Below are 14,937 nucleotides of genomic sequence, written 5' to 3'. Positions count from 1 at the left end.
GGGGTCGGTGAGGCGGTAGCCCACGCCCGGCACGGTCTGGATCACCCACGGGTCGCCGAGGCGTTTGCGCAGGCCGGAGATGGTGATGCGGACGGCGTTGGTGAAGGGGTCGGCGTTCTCGTCCCAGGCGCGTTCCAGCAGGTCCTCGGCGCTGATGACGCCGCCGCGCGCCGCCATCAGGACCTCCAGGACGGCGAACTGCTTGCGGGACAGGCCCACGTAGCGGCCGTCCCGGTAGACCTCGCGGCGGAAGGGGTCCAGGCGCAGCCCGGCGTACTCCAGGACGGGCGGGGCGGCCTGGGCGGGGCGGCGGGCCAGCGAGCGCAGCCGTACGACGAGTTCGGCGAGGTCGAAGGGCTTGGTGAGGTAGTCGTCGGCGCCGAGTTCGAAGCCGGCGACCTTCTCGTTCAGGCGGGCGGCGGCGGTGAGCATCAGCACCCGGCAGCCGAGGCCGCTGCGGACGATGCTGCGGCAGACGTCGTCGCCGTGGGTGCCGGGGATGTCGCGGTCGAGGACGACGACGTCGTAGCTGTGGACGGCCAGGCGCTCCAGCGCCGCGTCGCCGTCGGTGACGATGTCGCAGGCGATCGCCTCCAGCCGCAGGCCCGCCTGGACCGCCTCCGCGAGGTAGATCTCGTCCTCCACCACCAGGACCCGCACGTGCTGTTCTCCCTGCTCTCCGCTGTTCGTACCCATTGGACCCGATGGGACCTATCGAAAACGTATCGGCCTGCGCAGACGTCCTCGCAACACCGGCTCTCCTCCAATGGTCCGGCAACGGACGAGCAACACCGGGAGGCAGGAATGGACACGACGGACACCCCGACGGAGACGGGTACCGGCACGGCCACGGGCACGGCGGCGCGCGGCGGACGGCGGCGGCTGGCCGCGGGCGCCGCCGCGACGGCGGTGCTGACCCTGGCCGGAGCGTGCGCCGCCGCCGACCCGCCGGGCGCCGGGGCGGTGCTGCGCACCCTGGCGGCCACCGTCACCGCCAAGCCCGTCACGACGGAGGCCGAGGCGGACGGGGAGATCCCGGACGGCAGGACCCTGAGCCCTTCCGACACCGGCTCCCCGGCCGTGGGCAACCTGGACGGGCCGCTGCGCGAGGCCCTGCAGCGGGCGGCCGGCGACGCCCGGGCCCAGGGCATCGAGATGACCGTCACCTCCGGCTGGCGCAGCAAGGCCTACCAGCAGCGGCTGCTGGACCGGGCGGTGACCAGGTACGGGAGCGTGGAGCAGGCCCGGAAGTTCGTCAACACGCCGGAGAAGTCCGCGCACGTCTCCGGCAAGGCGGTGGACGTCGGCCCGACCAGCGCCGACTACTGGCTGATCCAGTACGGCGCCCGGTACGGGCTGTGCCAGGTGTACAACAACGAGATCTGGCACTTCGAACTGCTCACCCGGCCGGGCGGGACCTGCCCGGCTCCGCTGCCGGACGCCGCAGGGTGAGGGGGCGCGCCGTGACGTCTTCCGTACCGTCCGTGCCGTCCGAGACGCCCGGGACGCCCGTGCCGCACGTGCCGCCCGGGACGCCCGCACCGACCGGGGCGCCCGCCCGGCCCGGCCCGCCGGAGCGACGGCGACGGGCCGCGCCGACGTGGCCGGCCGCACCGAGATGGTTGGCCGCACTGAAGCGGCTCCTCGTGTCGAGGGGGCAGGGCGCACCGGGGCGGGGAGCCGCGCCCGCGTGGCGGGCCGTGCCCCGCTGGCGGCGCGGGCGCGTGCCCGCCGCGCTCGGGCTGCTCACCGCGCTCGCCCTGGGCGGCCACCGGCTGGTGCCGGAGCTCGGCGTGGGCCTGGGCAGTCTGTGGGAGAGCGCCCTGCCGTGGAGCGGCCTGGTGGCGGTGGCGGCGCTGCTGTGCGCGGCGCTGCGCCGGGCACCGGCGGCGGCCTGCGCGGGCGGGGTGCTGGTGGCGGTGTGGGCGGTGGTGTTCGGGCCGCTGCTGCTGTCCGGCGGGGCCCCGGCGGGCGGGGCCGGCGGGCCGGGCCTGACGGTGGTCACCCACAACGTGAACGCCGCCAACCGGGACCCGGCCGGCACCGCCCGCGCGCTGCTCGCCGCCGACCCGGACCTCATCGCGCTGGAGGAGGTCACCGACGCGGCCCTGCCCGCCTACCGGAGCGTGCTGGACCGGGCCCTGCCCCACCACGCCCGCACCGGCACCGTCGCCCTGTGGAGCCGCTACCCGGTGACGGAGTCCCGGCGGCTGATCATCGACCCCGGCTGGAACCGCTCCCTGCGGGCCGAAGTCAGCGCCCCGGGCGGGCCGTTGGCGGTGTACGTCGCCCACCTCGCCTCGGTGCGCACGACCTTCTCCGGCTTCGCCACCGCCCACCGCGACCGCGACATCGCCGCCCTCGCCGGGGCCCTGGACGCCGAACCGCTGCGCCGGGTCGTGCTGCTGGGCGACCTCAACACCGCCGCCGACGACCGCGCCCTGGCCCCGCTGGCCCGCCGTCTCACCCCGGCCCGCAGCGGCTTCGGCTTCAGCTGGCCGGCCGCGTTCCCCCTGGTCCGCATCGACCACGTGCTCACCCGCGGCCTTGCCGCCACCGACACCTGGACCCTCCCCGCCACCCCCAGCGACCACCGCCCGGTGGCGGCGAGGCTGCAGGGGTGACGGCAGGGGCCCGGCGGCCGGGCCGGGACCGTGCTCCCGGCCCGGTCAGGCGACCAGGCGCAGCCAGGCGGCCGCGAGTGCGGCGTGGCCGGCCGGGGTCGGGTGGACGCCGTCCGCGGACCAGTGCTCCGGTCGGGCCGTCGCGCCGAGTTCGGCGAACCTGCCGTCCGCGGCGAGCAGTTGGGCGCCGTACCGGCGGGCGAGCCTGCGCACGGCCTGGATCTTCGGGTCCAGGTCGGCGCGCCACTGCTCGCGTTCCTTCTCGCCGATGAGCACCGCGTCGCCGGCCTCGACGACGCCGCGGATCGGCACGAGGAACGGCTCGATGAGGAGCAGTTGGGTGCCCGCCTCGGCGAGGGGCGCGAGCAGGCGGTCGTAGGTCGCCTCGAAGCGCTCCGCGGGGATCGGGTACCCCTCCGGGTCGAGGGTGTGCCAGCCCGTGTCGTTGACCCCGACGAGGATCGACACCACGTCCGGGCGCGCGTCGAGCACGTCCGTGCGCCAGCGGGCCTCCAGGTCCATCGCCTTGTCGCCGGCGTTCGCGGTGTTCAGCCAGGTCACCGGCCGGTCCGGGTGGCGGTGGCCCCACTCGCCCGCGACGAGCAGCGGGTAGCCGGTTCCGAGGCCGTCCTCGCTCTCCCGGCGCCGGCCGTCGGTGATCGAGTCGCCGGTGAACATCACGGTGCTTCCCGGCCGGACGGTGATCGTCATGTGCGCTCCTTGGAAGAGGTGGGGCAGGTCCACTTCCAAGGTGCCGGGCCGCGCCGTCGGCACACCGACGGCCGTCGGCATTCCGCCGTCATCCGGCTTTCACCATCGTGTATGTGACGTAGCGTCAGCTCGCGGGGACGGCGTCCTTGGGCAGGGTGTGCCAGTTGGTGACGACCGGCTTGTCGACCGGGGTGGTGCCGACGGGGACGCTCGCCGGGTTCGGGTCGGGGGTGCCGATGCCGATGACGACGTCGGTGTACTGGACGGCCTGGTTGCCCTTGGTGGTCTTGGCCATGATGCCCGCGTAGGCGGTCTTGGCGCCGCTCAGGGTGATCGACTCTCCGGTGCCGTGCTCGAAGGGCCCGGCCTCGATGCCGCCGGAGCCGAACGCGATGACGGGGTGGGTGGCGGGGAGCGTGCAGGTGATGCCCTGCTTGGCCTTGGCGCTGATCAGGATGTAGCCGCCGGCCTGGGTTTCGGCCTTCGCGGTGAAGTCCAGGTCGTTGGCTCCGCAGGCCTGGCCGTACCCGCTCTTGTCGGCGCCGGGGGCGGCCGGGGCGGAGGGGGCGGCGGAGGACTTGGGCGGGGTGGTCTTCGTCGGCGCGGCCCCGGCCGGGGCGGCCGTGGTGGGCGCGGCGGCGGGTGCCGCGGGGCCGGTGGCGGCGGGGCCGGTGGCGGCGGGAGCGGCGCTCGTGTCGCTGTTGTCCGGTCCGCAGGCCGTGGCGGTGGCGGCGATCGCCGCGACGGCGGCGGCGGTGAGGACGAGGCGGCGCGTGCGCATGGGTTCTCCTGCTGTCGATTTTCGGCGGTGCGTTCTCCGATGCGTGATCACCGTACGCGGGGGTCGTTCACGGGCCGGTGCGGGAAATATCCCGATCCTGTCCCAGAAGGCGCGCGGGGAAGACGGCCGGGCCGGCTCCCCGGGGGGAACCGGCCCGGCCGCTGAGGCGAGGTCAGGACAGCAGATCCGCCTGGAGGGTGACGACCTGCCGGAACGGCGCGGTGGGCACGCCGGCGGGGTTGGTCATGGTGACGACGGCGAGGACGTCGGCGGCGGAGAGGTAGGCGACGCGGGCGGTGGGGGCGCCCTTGGAGCCGGCCGCGGTGGACTCCACCGTGGTCAGGCTCATGCCGTCGAGGGTGTCCCAGTCGTCGTGGGGGGTGCTCCTGGTGTCGGCGGCGGCCTTGGGGCGACCCTTGGAGCGCAGGTCGGCGAAGGCCTCCCAGGACTCCCGGACGGAGCCGAAGCGCAGCAGCCGGATCTGGGTGCGGGTGCCGTCGGAGGCCGTCCACTCCCGGACGGTGGCCGCGCGGCAGGCGTCCTCCAGCAGCAGGACGCGCACCTTGACCGGGTCCTGCTGGTCCTCGGCGAGCGCGTCGCAGGGCACCCACTGGCCGAACCCGGAGCCGGCGGCGGGCGCGCCGGCGGCGGCCGAGGGCGCCGGGGAGGCGGTCGGCGACCCCGAGGCGGTGGGCGCCCCCGAGGGGACGGCACCGGCACCGGGGGCCGGGAAGACGGGCGGGGTCAGCGAACCACCGGCCTCCTCGGGCGCGGGCAGCAGCAGGTGGCGCAGGTCCGCGTGGTGCAGGGACTTGCCCTTGTCGTCCGGGGCGTTCTTGCCGGCGGGCAGCGGCGGCAGGGTCAGCGGCGCGAAGGTGTAGCGGCCGTCGCTCGCGGTGGCCAGGCCCGGCAGATCGGTGCGCTCGGGCGCGGTGACGGCCAGAGCGGTGCCGGTGCCGGCGAGGACGAACACCAGGGCGGCGCCGCCCCAGCGCACCGCGGCCTTGCGGCGCAGGGCCCGGCGGGCCTCCCGCTCCGCGAGGACGGCCGGGTCCTCGGGGACGGCGACGGGCGCGGCGAGCGCCGCCAGGAGCGGATCGGGCGCGTTCGCGGGCGCGTTCTGCGGCGCGTTCGCGGGCGCGTTCGCGGGCGCGTTCTGCGGTGCGTTCGCGGGCGCGTTCGCGGGCGCGGGCGCCGGGACGTTCCCGGGCGCGGGCGCGCTCTCGGGCGCGGGCGGCGGGGTGGCGTGGTCGGTCATACGGACGCTCCCGGGCGGGCGAGGCGGTCGAGCTGGGCGGTGAAGAGGGCGACGATCCTGTCCTTGGGCAGCGGTGCCACGCCCTCGGCGCTCATGATCACCAGGAGGTCGCCCTCGGCGGCCGAGCACTCCAGGTAGTCGATCGGCGCGGACGGCGGCGCCGGCATCAGGTAGCAGTGCGCCTCGGGGTGGCCGGGGATCGCCGGGCCGATCCGGAACAGGCCGGTGTCGCCGGTGAAGACCGCGGTGTACTCGTTGATCCGCTGCACTTCCTGCTGGTTGAACTGGCGCAGCTTCAGGCCGATCACCAGGTCGTCCCCGTCGGCGCGGTAGGTGCGCACGCCGGTGGCCTTGACGTGCATGCTCTCCCAGTAGGCGCGCATCTTGTCGCGCTTCTCCTTGGGGAGCTGCTGGAGGTCGGCGTCCAGCTCGGCGGCCAGCTGCTCGCCGCCCAGCTCGGTGTCGTTGCCGTAGCCGCCGTCGTCCGGGCCGGGCTGGTAGCCGGCCGGGACGGGCAGCAGCAGGTCGCGCAGCGAGCCGAAGTGGCTGCCGTTGGACTTGGCGCCGTACGGCGTGGCGGTCGCGGTGGGCGTGGGACCGGTGGACGGGGCGGCGACGGTGACCGGCGCGGGGTCGTCGTACCGGGTCTTGATGATGCCGACGCCGATGACCACACCGACCAGCGCGGCCGCGGCGGTCGCGGCGCCCGCGCGCAGCAGGCGGCGGGAGGCGGGACTCGGACCGGCCGGGGCGCCGGGTGCGGCGGGCACCGGCTCGGGGGTGCCGGGGGCGGCAGCGGTGGTCACGGTGTCGTCGTTCATCGGGGACCTCCGTGGATACCCCCGGCTTGGGCCGGGGGAGGAAACGGGCTGCCTGCGGGGCAGGTCAGGGAACGGCGTTTCGCCGTTGGAACGGACCGCCGTACAGGTGGCCACAGGTGATTGTCAGTGCCTGCTGGCAGGCTGATCCCGTGTATCTCAGGTACTCCTATCGCATCTATCCGACGGAACGTCAGTGTCAGGTACTGGCCCGTACGTTCGGGTGCGTGCGGGTGGTCTACAACGATGCGCTCGCCCTGCGGAAGCAGGCGTGGAAAGCGGACCGGTCGAATATCCCGACCGGCACATTGGCCAAAGCTGTGATCACCGACGCGAAGAAGACCGTTGCCAGGTCGTGGCTCGGGTCGGTGTCGGTGGACGCCTTGCAGTCGCCCCTTCGCGACCTGGACACCGCCTACCGGAACTACTTCGACTCGAAGACCGGCAAGCGGGCCGCTCGCCCGGTGGGCCTGCCCGTGTTCAAGTCCCGCAAGGACAACCGGCAGTCGCTGCGGTTGTCCCGGAACGGGTTCCGCCTGCGGTCCAACGGCAAGCTGCATCTTGCCAAGATCGGTGACGTCCGGGTCAAGTGGTCCCGGCCTCTGCCTTCCGGCCCCTCGTCCGTGACGGTGGTTCTCGATCCCTCCGGCCGCTACCGCGCCAGCTTCGTCGTGGACGTCGAACCCCAGCATCTTCCCGCATTGGACACCGAGATCGGAGTCGACCTCGGTTTGACCACATATGCCGTTCTCACGGACGGCACAGTGATCGACAACCCGCGCTTTCTGCGAAAAGCGGAGCGCCGGTTGAAGGCCGCCCAGAAGGCTCTGTCCCGCAAGGCCAAGGGATCGAAGAACCGGGCGAAAGCTCGGCGCAAGGTCGCCAGAGCTCACGCCAAGGTGGCCGACACCCGCATGGACTGGTTGCACAAGCAGACGACCAGGATCATCCGCGAAACCCAAGCGGTGTACCTGGAAGACCTGAATGTGCACGGCCTTGCCCGCACCCGCCTGGGCAAGTCCGTCCACGACGCGGGATGGTCGACCTTTCGGCGTCTCCTTGAGGAGAAGGCCACGCGGTACGGACGACACCTCGGCGTGATCGGCCGGTACGAACCCACGTCGCAGGTGTGCTCCACGTGCGGAACCTTGGACGGGCCCAAGCCGCTGGACGTCCGCCTGTGGACGTGTGGCGCGTGCGGCACCTCTCACGATCGTGACCTCAATGCTGCTCGAAACATCCTGGCCGCCGGGCGGGCGGACAGGCTGAACGCCTGCGGAGGGCCAGTAAGCCCCGGCGTGGCAATCCCACGCCGGGCACGGCCCGTGGAAACAGGAACCCACCGGAGCGTCGGCGGCACCGGGCGCAAGCCCCGCGCCGCGGGCGCGGCCGGAATCCCCGTGCTTCAGCGCGAGGAGGACGTCAAACCAGCCGCTCCCACTGCCGCTTGGCGAGGTCCTTGAGGGTGTCGGGGTTCACCGGCTGGGGGCCGAAGACCTCGACCTTCATCTCCAGCGGGCCGCGCTTGGCGACGGCCTCGCCGAGGTAGTACTGCTCGTTGCTGTCGGCCCAGTGGTGCGGCGCGGCGTCCACCTTGTAGCCGCCGGGAGCGCCGTCGGCGAACGCCGGCCAGGTGACGGAGCGCACCTGGTCCGCGTGGTCCGCGGTGTACTGGGTCAGCGTGATGCGGTAGCGGACGTCGTCCTTCTTCCAGGCCACCTCGGCCGCGCGGCGGAAGCCGTTGGAGGCGAGGTCCTTGAAGGTGGCGACCTCGTCGCCGTTCTCCTCGGCGAGTTCGCCGATCGAGACCCAGCTCGGCTTGTCCGCGAAGTCCGCCCAGGGGGCGCTGCCCTCGGGGGCGGTGATCAGCAGCTTGGTCAGGTCGCCGTCGATGGCCAGCGGCTTGGGCTGCTCGGCGGCGAGGGCGGCCGGGTCGACCGTGCCGGCCGGGTAGGACGGGTGGGCGACCTGGAGCGGCGGCAGCGGCGTGGGCGGGCGCTGGGCCTGCACGGCGTAGCCGATGCCGCCGCCGGCCAAAGTGCCCAGCACCAGGGCGCAGGCGCCCAGCAGCACGGGGCGGGGGCGGCGCGGGGCGCGCGGGGCGGGAGCGGGCTCGGCCGCGAACGGCTCGGCGGGGACGGCGGGTTCGCCGTGCTCCGGCGCGACGGGCGGGGCGACGGGGACGGCGGGTTCGCCGTGCTCCGGCGCGACGGGCGGGGCGACGGGCGGCATGGCGGGCGGGGCGACGGGCGCCGGCGGGACAGCGGCCGCGGACGCGGCGGGCACGGCGGGCACGGCGGGCACCGGCTCCGCGGGTTCGGTGGTCACGGAAGTGGCTCCAGAGAAGGGGGAAGAGGAAGGGGTGGCGTCGGGCGGGCGGGCGGAGCCGGGCTCAGCCGCCGGCAGTGAGCCACTCGCGCTGGCGCTTCATCAGCTCGTTCAGCAGCGCCTTGTCGGGCGTCCCCTTCACGTCGACGTCGACCGTGTACTGCACGTCGCCCTGGCTGGAGATGCCGCTCATCGATCCGGTGTAGGCCTGCTGCTTGGGGGCCTGCAGGTAGCCGTGGCCGCCCGGGTCGCCGTCGATGTCGAACGGGCTCAGCGACTTGACCTCGTAGCCCTTGACGAAGTCGCGTGCCGCCGTGGTGGAGCCGAACTTCAGCAGGGTGACGGTGACTTCGGCCTTGCCGTCGGCGGTCCGGTACGTCCGGGTCGCGCCGCTCCTGTAGCCGTACGAGCCGAGGATGTCCATGATGCCGTCCTGCTTGCCGAAGAGCGCGGCGACGTCGTCGTTGGTCATGGTCATCCCGTCCGCGGGACCGTAGGACTCGCCGCCGGCCGGGAGGGGGAGCAGGAAGTAGCGCAGGTCGCCCTCGTGCTGGCCGTTCTTGACCGTGCCCTTGACGGTGCTGGCGGGGGCGGGTTCGGCCGGGGCGGCGGTGGGCGCCGGGACGGGCGCGGCCGAGGGCGTCGCGGACGCGGTGGCACTCGCGGTGGCACTGGCGCTCGCGCTCGCGGCCACCCGCGACGGGGCGGGGGCGGCCGCGGCCGAGCGGGCGGCGGGCTTGCCGACGGCGACGGTCACCGCGGCGCTGGCCGCGGTGACGGCGAGCAGGCCGGCGGTGGCCAGCGCGACGCCGACGGCGCGCGGCAGCCGGCGCGGGGCCGGCTGCGTTGCCGGCTCCGGTGCGGGCGCAGCGGCCGGCTCGGCCGGTGCCGGAGGTGCGGCGGCGGCGCCCTCGTTCTCGGGCTCAGGCTCGGGCAAGGAAATCCCCCCAGGAAGAATGCGGAATCCCACGCGCGGGCCCCTTGCGGGCGCCACTGCCCCAGCGGGTTCTCCGGGAATTCCGTCACGCGTGTCGGCAGGAATTATGAGAGGCCGCCGACACCGCTGCCAAAACAGTTAACCGTCACACTTTCCCCCAATGTTCGACGAATCGGACACACCGTGATCGAACCGCAATGGGCGCTGTCCTGCGGTGATGACACTGTGTCGACACATCGATTCGAACATGGCCTCCTCCCGGCCCCGGCGGCCCGTGACGATGTCGCGGTCCCGTCACCGCTCGGCACGAAGGCGCGCCCGCGGGGTCGGGACGGCGTCAAGAACGGGCAAGGACGGGGAGAAGGACGGGAAAAAAGGGGGGACGTGCCGTGACGAGGGGGGAAGCCGGCCGCCGGCGGGCGTGGCCGGCCGTGGTGGCGCTCGCGGCGCCGGCCGCCGCCGGAGCACCGGTGGTGTGGGCGTGGTCGCTGGACCGGCCGGTGGGCGCGGGGCCGCTGTGGCTGTGCGCCGCCGCACTGGCGGTGGGCACGGCCGCCTCGGTCCGGCCGGGCCGAGGTGCGGATCAACGGCCGGACCGGCGGGCGGGCCGTCGCACGGGAGGCGGCGGGGACGCGGCGGTCCGCGCGTGGGCGGTGGTGCTGCTCGCGGCCGCCTGGGGGACGGCGTTCGCGACGGCCCAGGCCGTCCACACCGTCCAGGTGCGGGCGCACGAGCCGCGCAGCGTCGCGGCGGTGGTGACGCACTGCCGGGCGACCGGCCAGCGGCCGGTGGAGGGCGGCGGTCTGGGCTCGAAGACGTACGGCTGCACCTACCGTTGGAGCGTGGACGGACAGGAGTTCAGCGAGGAGCGCCCGGTCGACGAGCCCTACCCGGACGGCCATGAGGTCCGGGTGGGGCTGGAGGACGGCGGGCGGATGGTCACCGGCCGCCCGAGCCCGGCGGCGGTCCCGTTCTGGATCGTGCTGGCCCTGCTCGGCCTGGCCGCCGTACCGTACGCCGCCGTCCGCCTGGCCGCTCAGGTCCGGGAGGCGGACCGGTGAGCAGCGGCGGCGGGACCGGCCCGCGGTTCGCCGTCGGCCCCGGGTACGCGCTGTACCAGGGGCCGCTGGCCGACAGCGCCTTCCACCGGCACACCACCTTCCAGATCGCCGTCGCGGGCGCCACCCGCACGGTGGCCATCGAGGACGACACCGGGCGGCGCCACCGCGGTCCCGCGCTCGTGGTGCCGCCGATGGTGCGCCACCGGATGGCCCCGACCCGGGAGGTGCTGACCTTCTACGTCGACCCGCACTGCGCCTTCGCCGACCGGCTGCGCACGGACTGCGGGCAGGGGGTCACCGTGGCCCCGCAGTGGCACGGCCTGACCGAGCGGGAGGTACGGCCGGACGGCGGGCTGCCCGCCACCGGCCTGGACCCGCGGCTGCGTGCGGCCGTGGCGGCGCTGGCCGACGGCCGGGAGCCGCTGGAGGGCCTCGCCGCGCGCGTCGGGCTGTCCCCGCAGCGCCTGCGGGCCCTGGCGCGGCGGCAGTTGGGGGTGCCGCTGGCGCGCTGGCGCAGTTGGCAGCGGCTGTCCCGGGCGGCGCTGGCGCTCGGCGAGGGGTGCTCGCCGGCGCAGGCGGCGTTCGCGGGCGGGTTCGCCGACCAGGCCCATTTCTCCCGGTGGATGCGGGAGTTGACCGGGCTGACGCCCTCGCAGGTGCTGCCCGCGCTGCGCGCGGCGGAGGGCGGGGCCGGGGATGCGGCCGGGGGTGCGGCCGGGGGTGCGGCCGGTCAGCCGGGGCGGCGCGCGGTGTAGAGGGACATCGAGCCGGTCACCGTCGCGACGGTGTCCGTCTCGCGCACGCCCTCGAAGCCCGCCTCGGCGATGAGGCGGGGCAGGATGCCGTCGGCGTTGGTCTGGGTGTCCTGCTTCCCGTCGGCGAACTGGACGATCCGGAAGGCCAGGCGCATGGCCGGGGTGCGCTGCCGCCCGTAGTCGGCGATCACCAGTTTGCCGCCGGGGCGCAGGGTGCGGTGCATGGCGGCGAGGATCGCCCGCTTCATCGGGACGGGGCACTGGTGGAGGACGAGGCTGGAGACGACGGTGTCGGCCGCTTCGTCGCCGACGACCTCGGCCACCGCGTCGCCCATGCCGGTGCGGAAGTCGGGGGTGGCGCCGGCCGCGGCGGCCTTGCGGCGGGCCAGGCGCAGCACGGCGGGGTCGGGGTCGACGCCGATGACGGTGGCCTGCGGTTCGGCGCGGTGGAGGAGGACGGCGAAGGAGCCGGTGCCGCAGCCGACGTCGACGATGACGTCACCGGGGCGGGGGGCGGCGTGCATGGCCAGCAGGCTGCGCCACAGGCGTTCGCGGGTGAGCGAGACGATGGGGTCGTAGAGGCCGAGGGCGAAGCGTCCGGCCGCGGGGGTGAAGGTGTCGGTCGGTGTCATGGGGCCAGTGTGGGCGGGCGGTTGGGGCGGAGTCTTGAACGAATCGCTCGCCCGCCTCGCCCACTGAGACGCCTGCGGCCGGGCGGCTCCCGCGGGGGCTGGTGTCAGGACGATCCGGAGTTCGCACGGGCCTCGTTCGATAGTCCTGGGCCGTGCCCCACCTGTTCCTTCTCCGGTCTCGACGTCGCGCAGGAAGTCGGCGGGTCCGACTTCCTGCGCACAAGGGGGCAGTGAGGGCGGCGGGAGCGACGACAGGCCCACGGCATCACCGAGGTTGCGAACCGCAGCACAGCACCGGGTGGCCCCGCGCACTCCGCGGGGCCGCCCGAGAGCTCTTCAGAAACGGTCCGGAACGTCGCCCGCCCTGATGCCGATGACGAAGGACCGCCACGCCTCGACGGTGAAGGCGAGAGCCGGACCGTGAGGATCCTTGCTGTCCCGAACCCGAACCATGCCCGTGACGCCATCGGCCACCTCGACGCAGTGGCCTTGGCCATGGCTGTGGGCGCTCCTGCGCCGGACGGCCCCGTGGGGTCGATCGCTCATGTCGGTTCCGGCCACAGTTCCGTGAACGGCCTGATAGCGAACACGCATGAGGACAAGGAAGCACAAGCCTTCTTGCCGACCCGCCGCAGAAGCTCTCTGCGTTCACAAGTGCGCGTCATGCCTGAGCACTTCACCCCTACCAGGCATGCCAGAGCGCATCGTGGCGGTGGTGGACCGGAGGGATGTCCGCACCGTCGGTGTCGTGGCCGGCGCGGTGCAGCCCGCGGATCCGCTGGGCGTCGAGTCGGCCCCGGAGCCGGGCCCGGCTTTCGGCCGTGGCGATCTCGACGGAGAACGAGCCCGTCCTGCAGTCGAGCACCGTCGACAGCCGGAAGGTGATCCGACGCCGCGTCTTCTTCGGGACGGGGCGCCGGCCTTCGCGGGCGGCCCGGCCCAGTTCGGCGTGGGCGTAGCGGAGGTCGTACAGGGACATGGACTCCAATGCGCCCTCCTCGACGCGGAGTTGCCTGGGAGTCGTGCGGACGGTTCGGGACATCAAGAGCCTCCGTGGGCCCTCCGGACTCTCCAGAGGTACCTACGGCGGGTGCGCATTGGTCAGCACGACTCGCTCCCCCATCGGTCGGGATGATCTACCCGGGCAGCACAGTAGTCGCGCGCAGGCGTGGGGGCCCGAGCTTTTGCTCACCCCCGTTGTGAGGCCAAGCCGCTCCACATCGGAAAGGCCGGGTGGCCCCGCGAAGCACGCGGGGCCGCCCGGCAAGAAGCGCCTCAGGAGCCGGCCGGGAAGTCACCGGCCTGGACACCCTCGACGAAGGACCGCCAAGCCTCGGAAGTAAAACGGAGAGCCGGGCCGTGAGGATCCTTGCTGTCCCGGACCGGAACCATGCCGGTGATGCCGTCGGCCACCTCGACGCAGTTGTCGTTCGGATTGCCGGCGCTCGACTTGCGCCAGGTGACGGGGAGTTCCGTAGCAACCTCGACGCAGTCGCCACCAGAGGCGTTGCTGTAGCTGCTCTTGCGCCATGTCAGGTCAGCTGTCACGCGATTGACCTCCTGGAGCCCTCAGTCGGTGGTGGGCTGCCCCGCGCGGTGCGGGGCAGCCCACGGTACTGGGTCAGTTGGTGGCCGGGAAGTCGCCCGCCCGGACGCTAGCGATGAAAAACTGCCACGCCTCGGGAGTGAACGCGAGAGTCGGGCCATCGGGGTCCTTGCTATCCCGAACTGGAACGATGCCAATGAGATCATCGGCCACTTCTATGCAATCGCCTTGGCCATTGCTGTATGTGCTCTTGCGCCACTTGACGCTGTGGTACTCGTGACTCACCGTGAATACTCCTCCGCAACTTCCTTCAACCAAGCGATTGACCTCTCGGGCTGCACCGACGACGCCATGAGGCGATCGAAGGCATCCTCGTGGCGAGCGATCTCATGCGGCCGTTCCGAATAGGTGCTACTGGTGGGCGCCTCGGAGTAGGCAACACTGCCAGGGATGTCGTTGAACGACAGAATGGAGAACGAGGAACCCATGGCCGCGTGAGCGCCAGCGGAGAACGGCAGGATCTGGACCGTGATGTTGGGCCGTTTATCCGCCATGGCCGCGAGGTGGCTCAACTGCTCAGCCATGGCCGGGTTCCCGCCGACTGGCCGTCGAATGACAGCCTCACTGATGATGGCCCACAGCTGTGGCGGCTCATGGCGGTCAAGTATCTGCTGACGATCCATCCGCAGTGCGACTCGCCGCTCGACTTCTTCAGCGGATTCGATCGGATTCATGGCCCGGATGACACTCCGAGCATAGGCCTCGGTCTGGAGAAGTCCTGGAACCAGCTCGCACTGGTAGGTCGTGATCTTCGCTGCGTCCGACTCGAAGCCCACGTAGGCGCGGAACCAGTCCGGCAGAGCATCGCCGTACGCATGCCACCAGCCCTGCTGGCGGCTCTGGCGCGTCAGCCCGAGGAAGTGCTTCACCTCATCGGATGAAGTGACGCCGTAGTGCGCCAGGAGCTTCGCGGCGTCGCGCTCCTGAAGTGGCACCAGGCCGCTCTCGATGCGGCTCAGCTTCGAAGCGGACCAACCCAGCGCGGCGGCCACGTCCTTGGCGTTCAGCTCACGCGATGCGCGCAACTTGCCAAGCTCGCCGCCGAGCCTACGCCGCAGCACGGTTGGACTGCCCATGCGTCACACTCCCTGGCTGTTCGCTTCCTTGCATAGTTTGCCACCCCTCCCGGGGGCCCTGTCGCGCCCCATGATCATGCAATTGCACGAGCGAAGCAGTTGCATGCAATTGCCCGACTAGGGCAATCTACAGGGAGTAGTCCTTCAGGTCGCCTGAGTGACCGAGAGTGCTCTACGGCCGGGCATCCCCATGCCCCGCCCGGCCTCCGCATGGCTTCAAACTTCGTTCCTGGAAGGCGGATTCGCCATGTCCTCCTGCCCCTCCACCACCTGGCTGCCGCGCAGCCGCCGCGCTCCCTCCGAGGGGCGCCGCTTCCTCGCCTCGATCCTCTCCTCCACCCCTCACGGGG

The 14,937-nt window shown here is 73.1% G+C and carries 18 protein-coding genes; 5 read left to right on the top strand and 13 right to left on the bottom strand.

Annotated features, from left to right (window positions below):
• A partial coding sequence (locus ACIQOV_RS05330) for a response regulator transcription factor (protein WP_401045134.1) occupies positions 1-660 on the bottom strand: 660 nt, incomplete at its 3' end.
• A 144-nt stretch (positions 661-804) separates the two neighbouring features.
• Here ACIQOV_RS05330 and ACIQOV_RS05325 point away from each other — a divergent pair.
• Together ACIQOV_RS05325 and ACIQOV_RS05320 are read left to right on the top strand one after the other, a co-directional pair.
• Positions 805-1,452: a M15 family metallopeptidase gene (locus tag ACIQOV_RS05325; protein WP_401045131.1), complete on the top strand. Its 648-nt coding sequence runs from the start codon at positions 805-807 to the stop codon at positions 1,450-1,452.
• A 272-nt stretch (positions 1,453-1,724) separates the two neighbouring features.
• Entirely contained in the window at positions 1,725-2,624 is a 900-nt protein-coding gene (locus tag ACIQOV_RS05320; RefSeq protein WP_401045128.1) for an endonuclease/exonuclease/phosphatase family protein, read from the top strand.
• A gap of 45 nt (positions 2,625-2,669) precedes the next feature.
• On the opposite strand, the gene ACIQOV_RS05315 is transcribed toward ACIQOV_RS05320, so the two are convergent.
• The 4 genes from ACIQOV_RS05315 to ACIQOV_RS05300 form a co-directional block, all read right to left on the bottom strand.
• Positions 2,670-3,335 (bottom strand): GDSL-type esterase/lipase family protein, encoded by a 666-nt coding sequence (locus tag ACIQOV_RS05315; protein WP_401045125.1) that lies wholly within the window; start codon positions 3,333-3,335, stop codon positions 2,670-2,672.
• A gap of 124 nt (positions 3,336-3,459) precedes the next feature.
• Positions 3,460-4,116, bottom strand: coding sequence for a hypothetical protein (locus ACIQOV_RS05310; RefSeq protein WP_401045122.1), 657 nt, complete (start codon positions 4,114-4,116; stop codon positions 3,460-3,462).
• Positions 4,117-4,288: 172 nt separating this feature from the next.
• Positions 4,289-5,374: a hypothetical protein gene (locus ACIQOV_RS05305; RefSeq protein ID WP_401045120.1), complete on the bottom strand. Its 1,086-nt coding sequence runs from the start codon at positions 5,372-5,374 to the stop codon at positions 4,289-4,291.
• Positions 5,371-6,195 (bottom strand): hypothetical protein, encoded by an 825-nt coding sequence (locus ACIQOV_RS05300; protein WP_401045117.1) that lies wholly within the window; start codon positions 6,193-6,195, stop codon positions 5,371-5,373. Before ACIQOV_RS05300 ends, ACIQOV_RS05305 begins: the two co-directional genes overlap by 4 nt.
• 149 nt (positions 6,196-6,344) lie before the next feature.
• On the opposite strand from ACIQOV_RS05300, the gene ACIQOV_RS05295 reads away from it, so the two are divergent.
• Positions 6,345-7,655 carry an RNA-guided endonuclease InsQ/TnpB family protein gene (locus ACIQOV_RS05295; RefSeq protein WP_401045132.1) on the top strand — a complete coding sequence of 437 codons (1,311 nt, stop codon included), beginning with the start codon at positions 6,345-6,347 and terminating at the stop codon, positions 7,653-7,655.
• On the opposite strand, the gene ACIQOV_RS05290 is transcribed toward ACIQOV_RS05295, so the two are convergent.
• On the bottom strand, positions 7,615-8,520 hold the full coding sequence (locus tag ACIQOV_RS05290) for a hypothetical protein (protein ID WP_401045115.1): 906 nt from the start codon (positions 8,518-8,520) through the stop codon (positions 7,615-7,617). The two genes, ACIQOV_RS05295 and ACIQOV_RS05290, sit on opposite strands and share 41 nt — an antisense overlap.
• A gap of 64 nt (positions 8,521-8,584) precedes the next feature.
• Positions 8,585-9,457 (bottom strand): hypothetical protein, encoded by an 873-nt coding sequence (locus ACIQOV_RS05285; RefSeq protein WP_401045112.1) that lies wholly within the window; start codon positions 9,455-9,457, stop codon positions 8,585-8,587.
• 389 nt (positions 9,458-9,846) lie between these two features.
• Here ACIQOV_RS05285 and ACIQOV_RS05280 point away from each other — a divergent pair, with 389 nt between their 5' ends.
• Both ACIQOV_RS05280 and ACIQOV_RS05275 read left to right on the top strand, forming a co-directional pair.
• Positions 9,847-10,518, top strand: a complete 672-nt coding sequence (locus ACIQOV_RS05280) for a hypothetical protein (protein WP_401045110.1) — start codon at positions 9,847-9,849, stop codon at positions 10,516-10,518.
• Complete coding sequence (locus tag ACIQOV_RS05275; protein ID WP_401045107.1) at positions 10,515-11,273, top strand: helix-turn-helix domain-containing protein; 759 nt, start codon at positions 10,515-10,517, stop codon at positions 11,271-11,273. Before ACIQOV_RS05280 ends, ACIQOV_RS05275 begins: the two co-directional genes overlap by 4 nt.
• Here the strand turns inward: ACIQOV_RS05275 and ACIQOV_RS05270 are convergent.
• The 6 genes from ACIQOV_RS05270 to ACIQOV_RS05245 all read right to left on the bottom strand — a co-directional run bounded on the left by ACIQOV_RS05270 (position 11,249) and on the right by ACIQOV_RS05245 (position 14,587).
• Entirely contained in the window at positions 11,249-11,905 is a 657-nt protein-coding gene (locus ACIQOV_RS05270; protein ID WP_401045104.1) for a class I SAM-dependent methyltransferase, read from the bottom strand. The two genes, ACIQOV_RS05275 and ACIQOV_RS05270, sit on opposite strands and share 25 nt — an antisense overlap.
• A gap of 336 nt (positions 11,906-12,241) precedes the next feature.
• On the bottom strand, positions 12,242-12,451 hold the full coding sequence (locus tag ACIQOV_RS05265) for a DUF397 domain-containing protein (protein ID WP_401045101.1): 210 nt from the start codon (positions 12,449-12,451) through the stop codon (positions 12,242-12,244).
• Between the two features lie 136 nt (positions 12,452-12,587).
• Positions 12,588-12,947, bottom strand: coding sequence for a hypothetical protein (locus tag ACIQOV_RS05260; protein WP_401045099.1), 360 nt, complete (start codon positions 12,945-12,947; stop codon positions 12,588-12,590).
• Positions 12,948-13,180: 233 nt separating this feature from the next.
• Positions 13,181-13,453, bottom strand: a complete 273-nt coding sequence (locus ACIQOV_RS05255) for a DUF397 domain-containing protein (protein WP_401045096.1) — start codon at positions 13,451-13,453, stop codon at positions 13,181-13,183.
• Between the two features lie 73 nt (positions 13,454-13,526).
• Entirely contained in the window at positions 13,527-13,736 is a 210-nt protein-coding gene (locus ACIQOV_RS05250; protein WP_401045093.1) for a DUF397 domain-containing protein, read from the bottom strand.
• On the bottom strand, positions 13,733-14,587 hold the full coding sequence (locus ACIQOV_RS05245) for a helix-turn-helix domain-containing protein (RefSeq protein WP_401045090.1): 855 nt from the start codon (positions 14,585-14,587) through the stop codon (positions 13,733-13,735). Before ACIQOV_RS05245 ends, ACIQOV_RS05250 begins: the two co-directional genes overlap by 4 nt.
• Positions 14,588-14,937 lie beyond the last annotated feature (350 nt).

The organism is Kitasatospora sp. NPDC091257 (assembly GCF_044757675.1).
Lineage (GTDB): Bacteria > Actinomycetota > Actinomycetes > Streptomycetales > Streptomycetaceae > Kitasatospora > Kitasatospora lactacystinica.
This window is presented reverse-complemented; position numbering and strand designations above follow the sequence as displayed.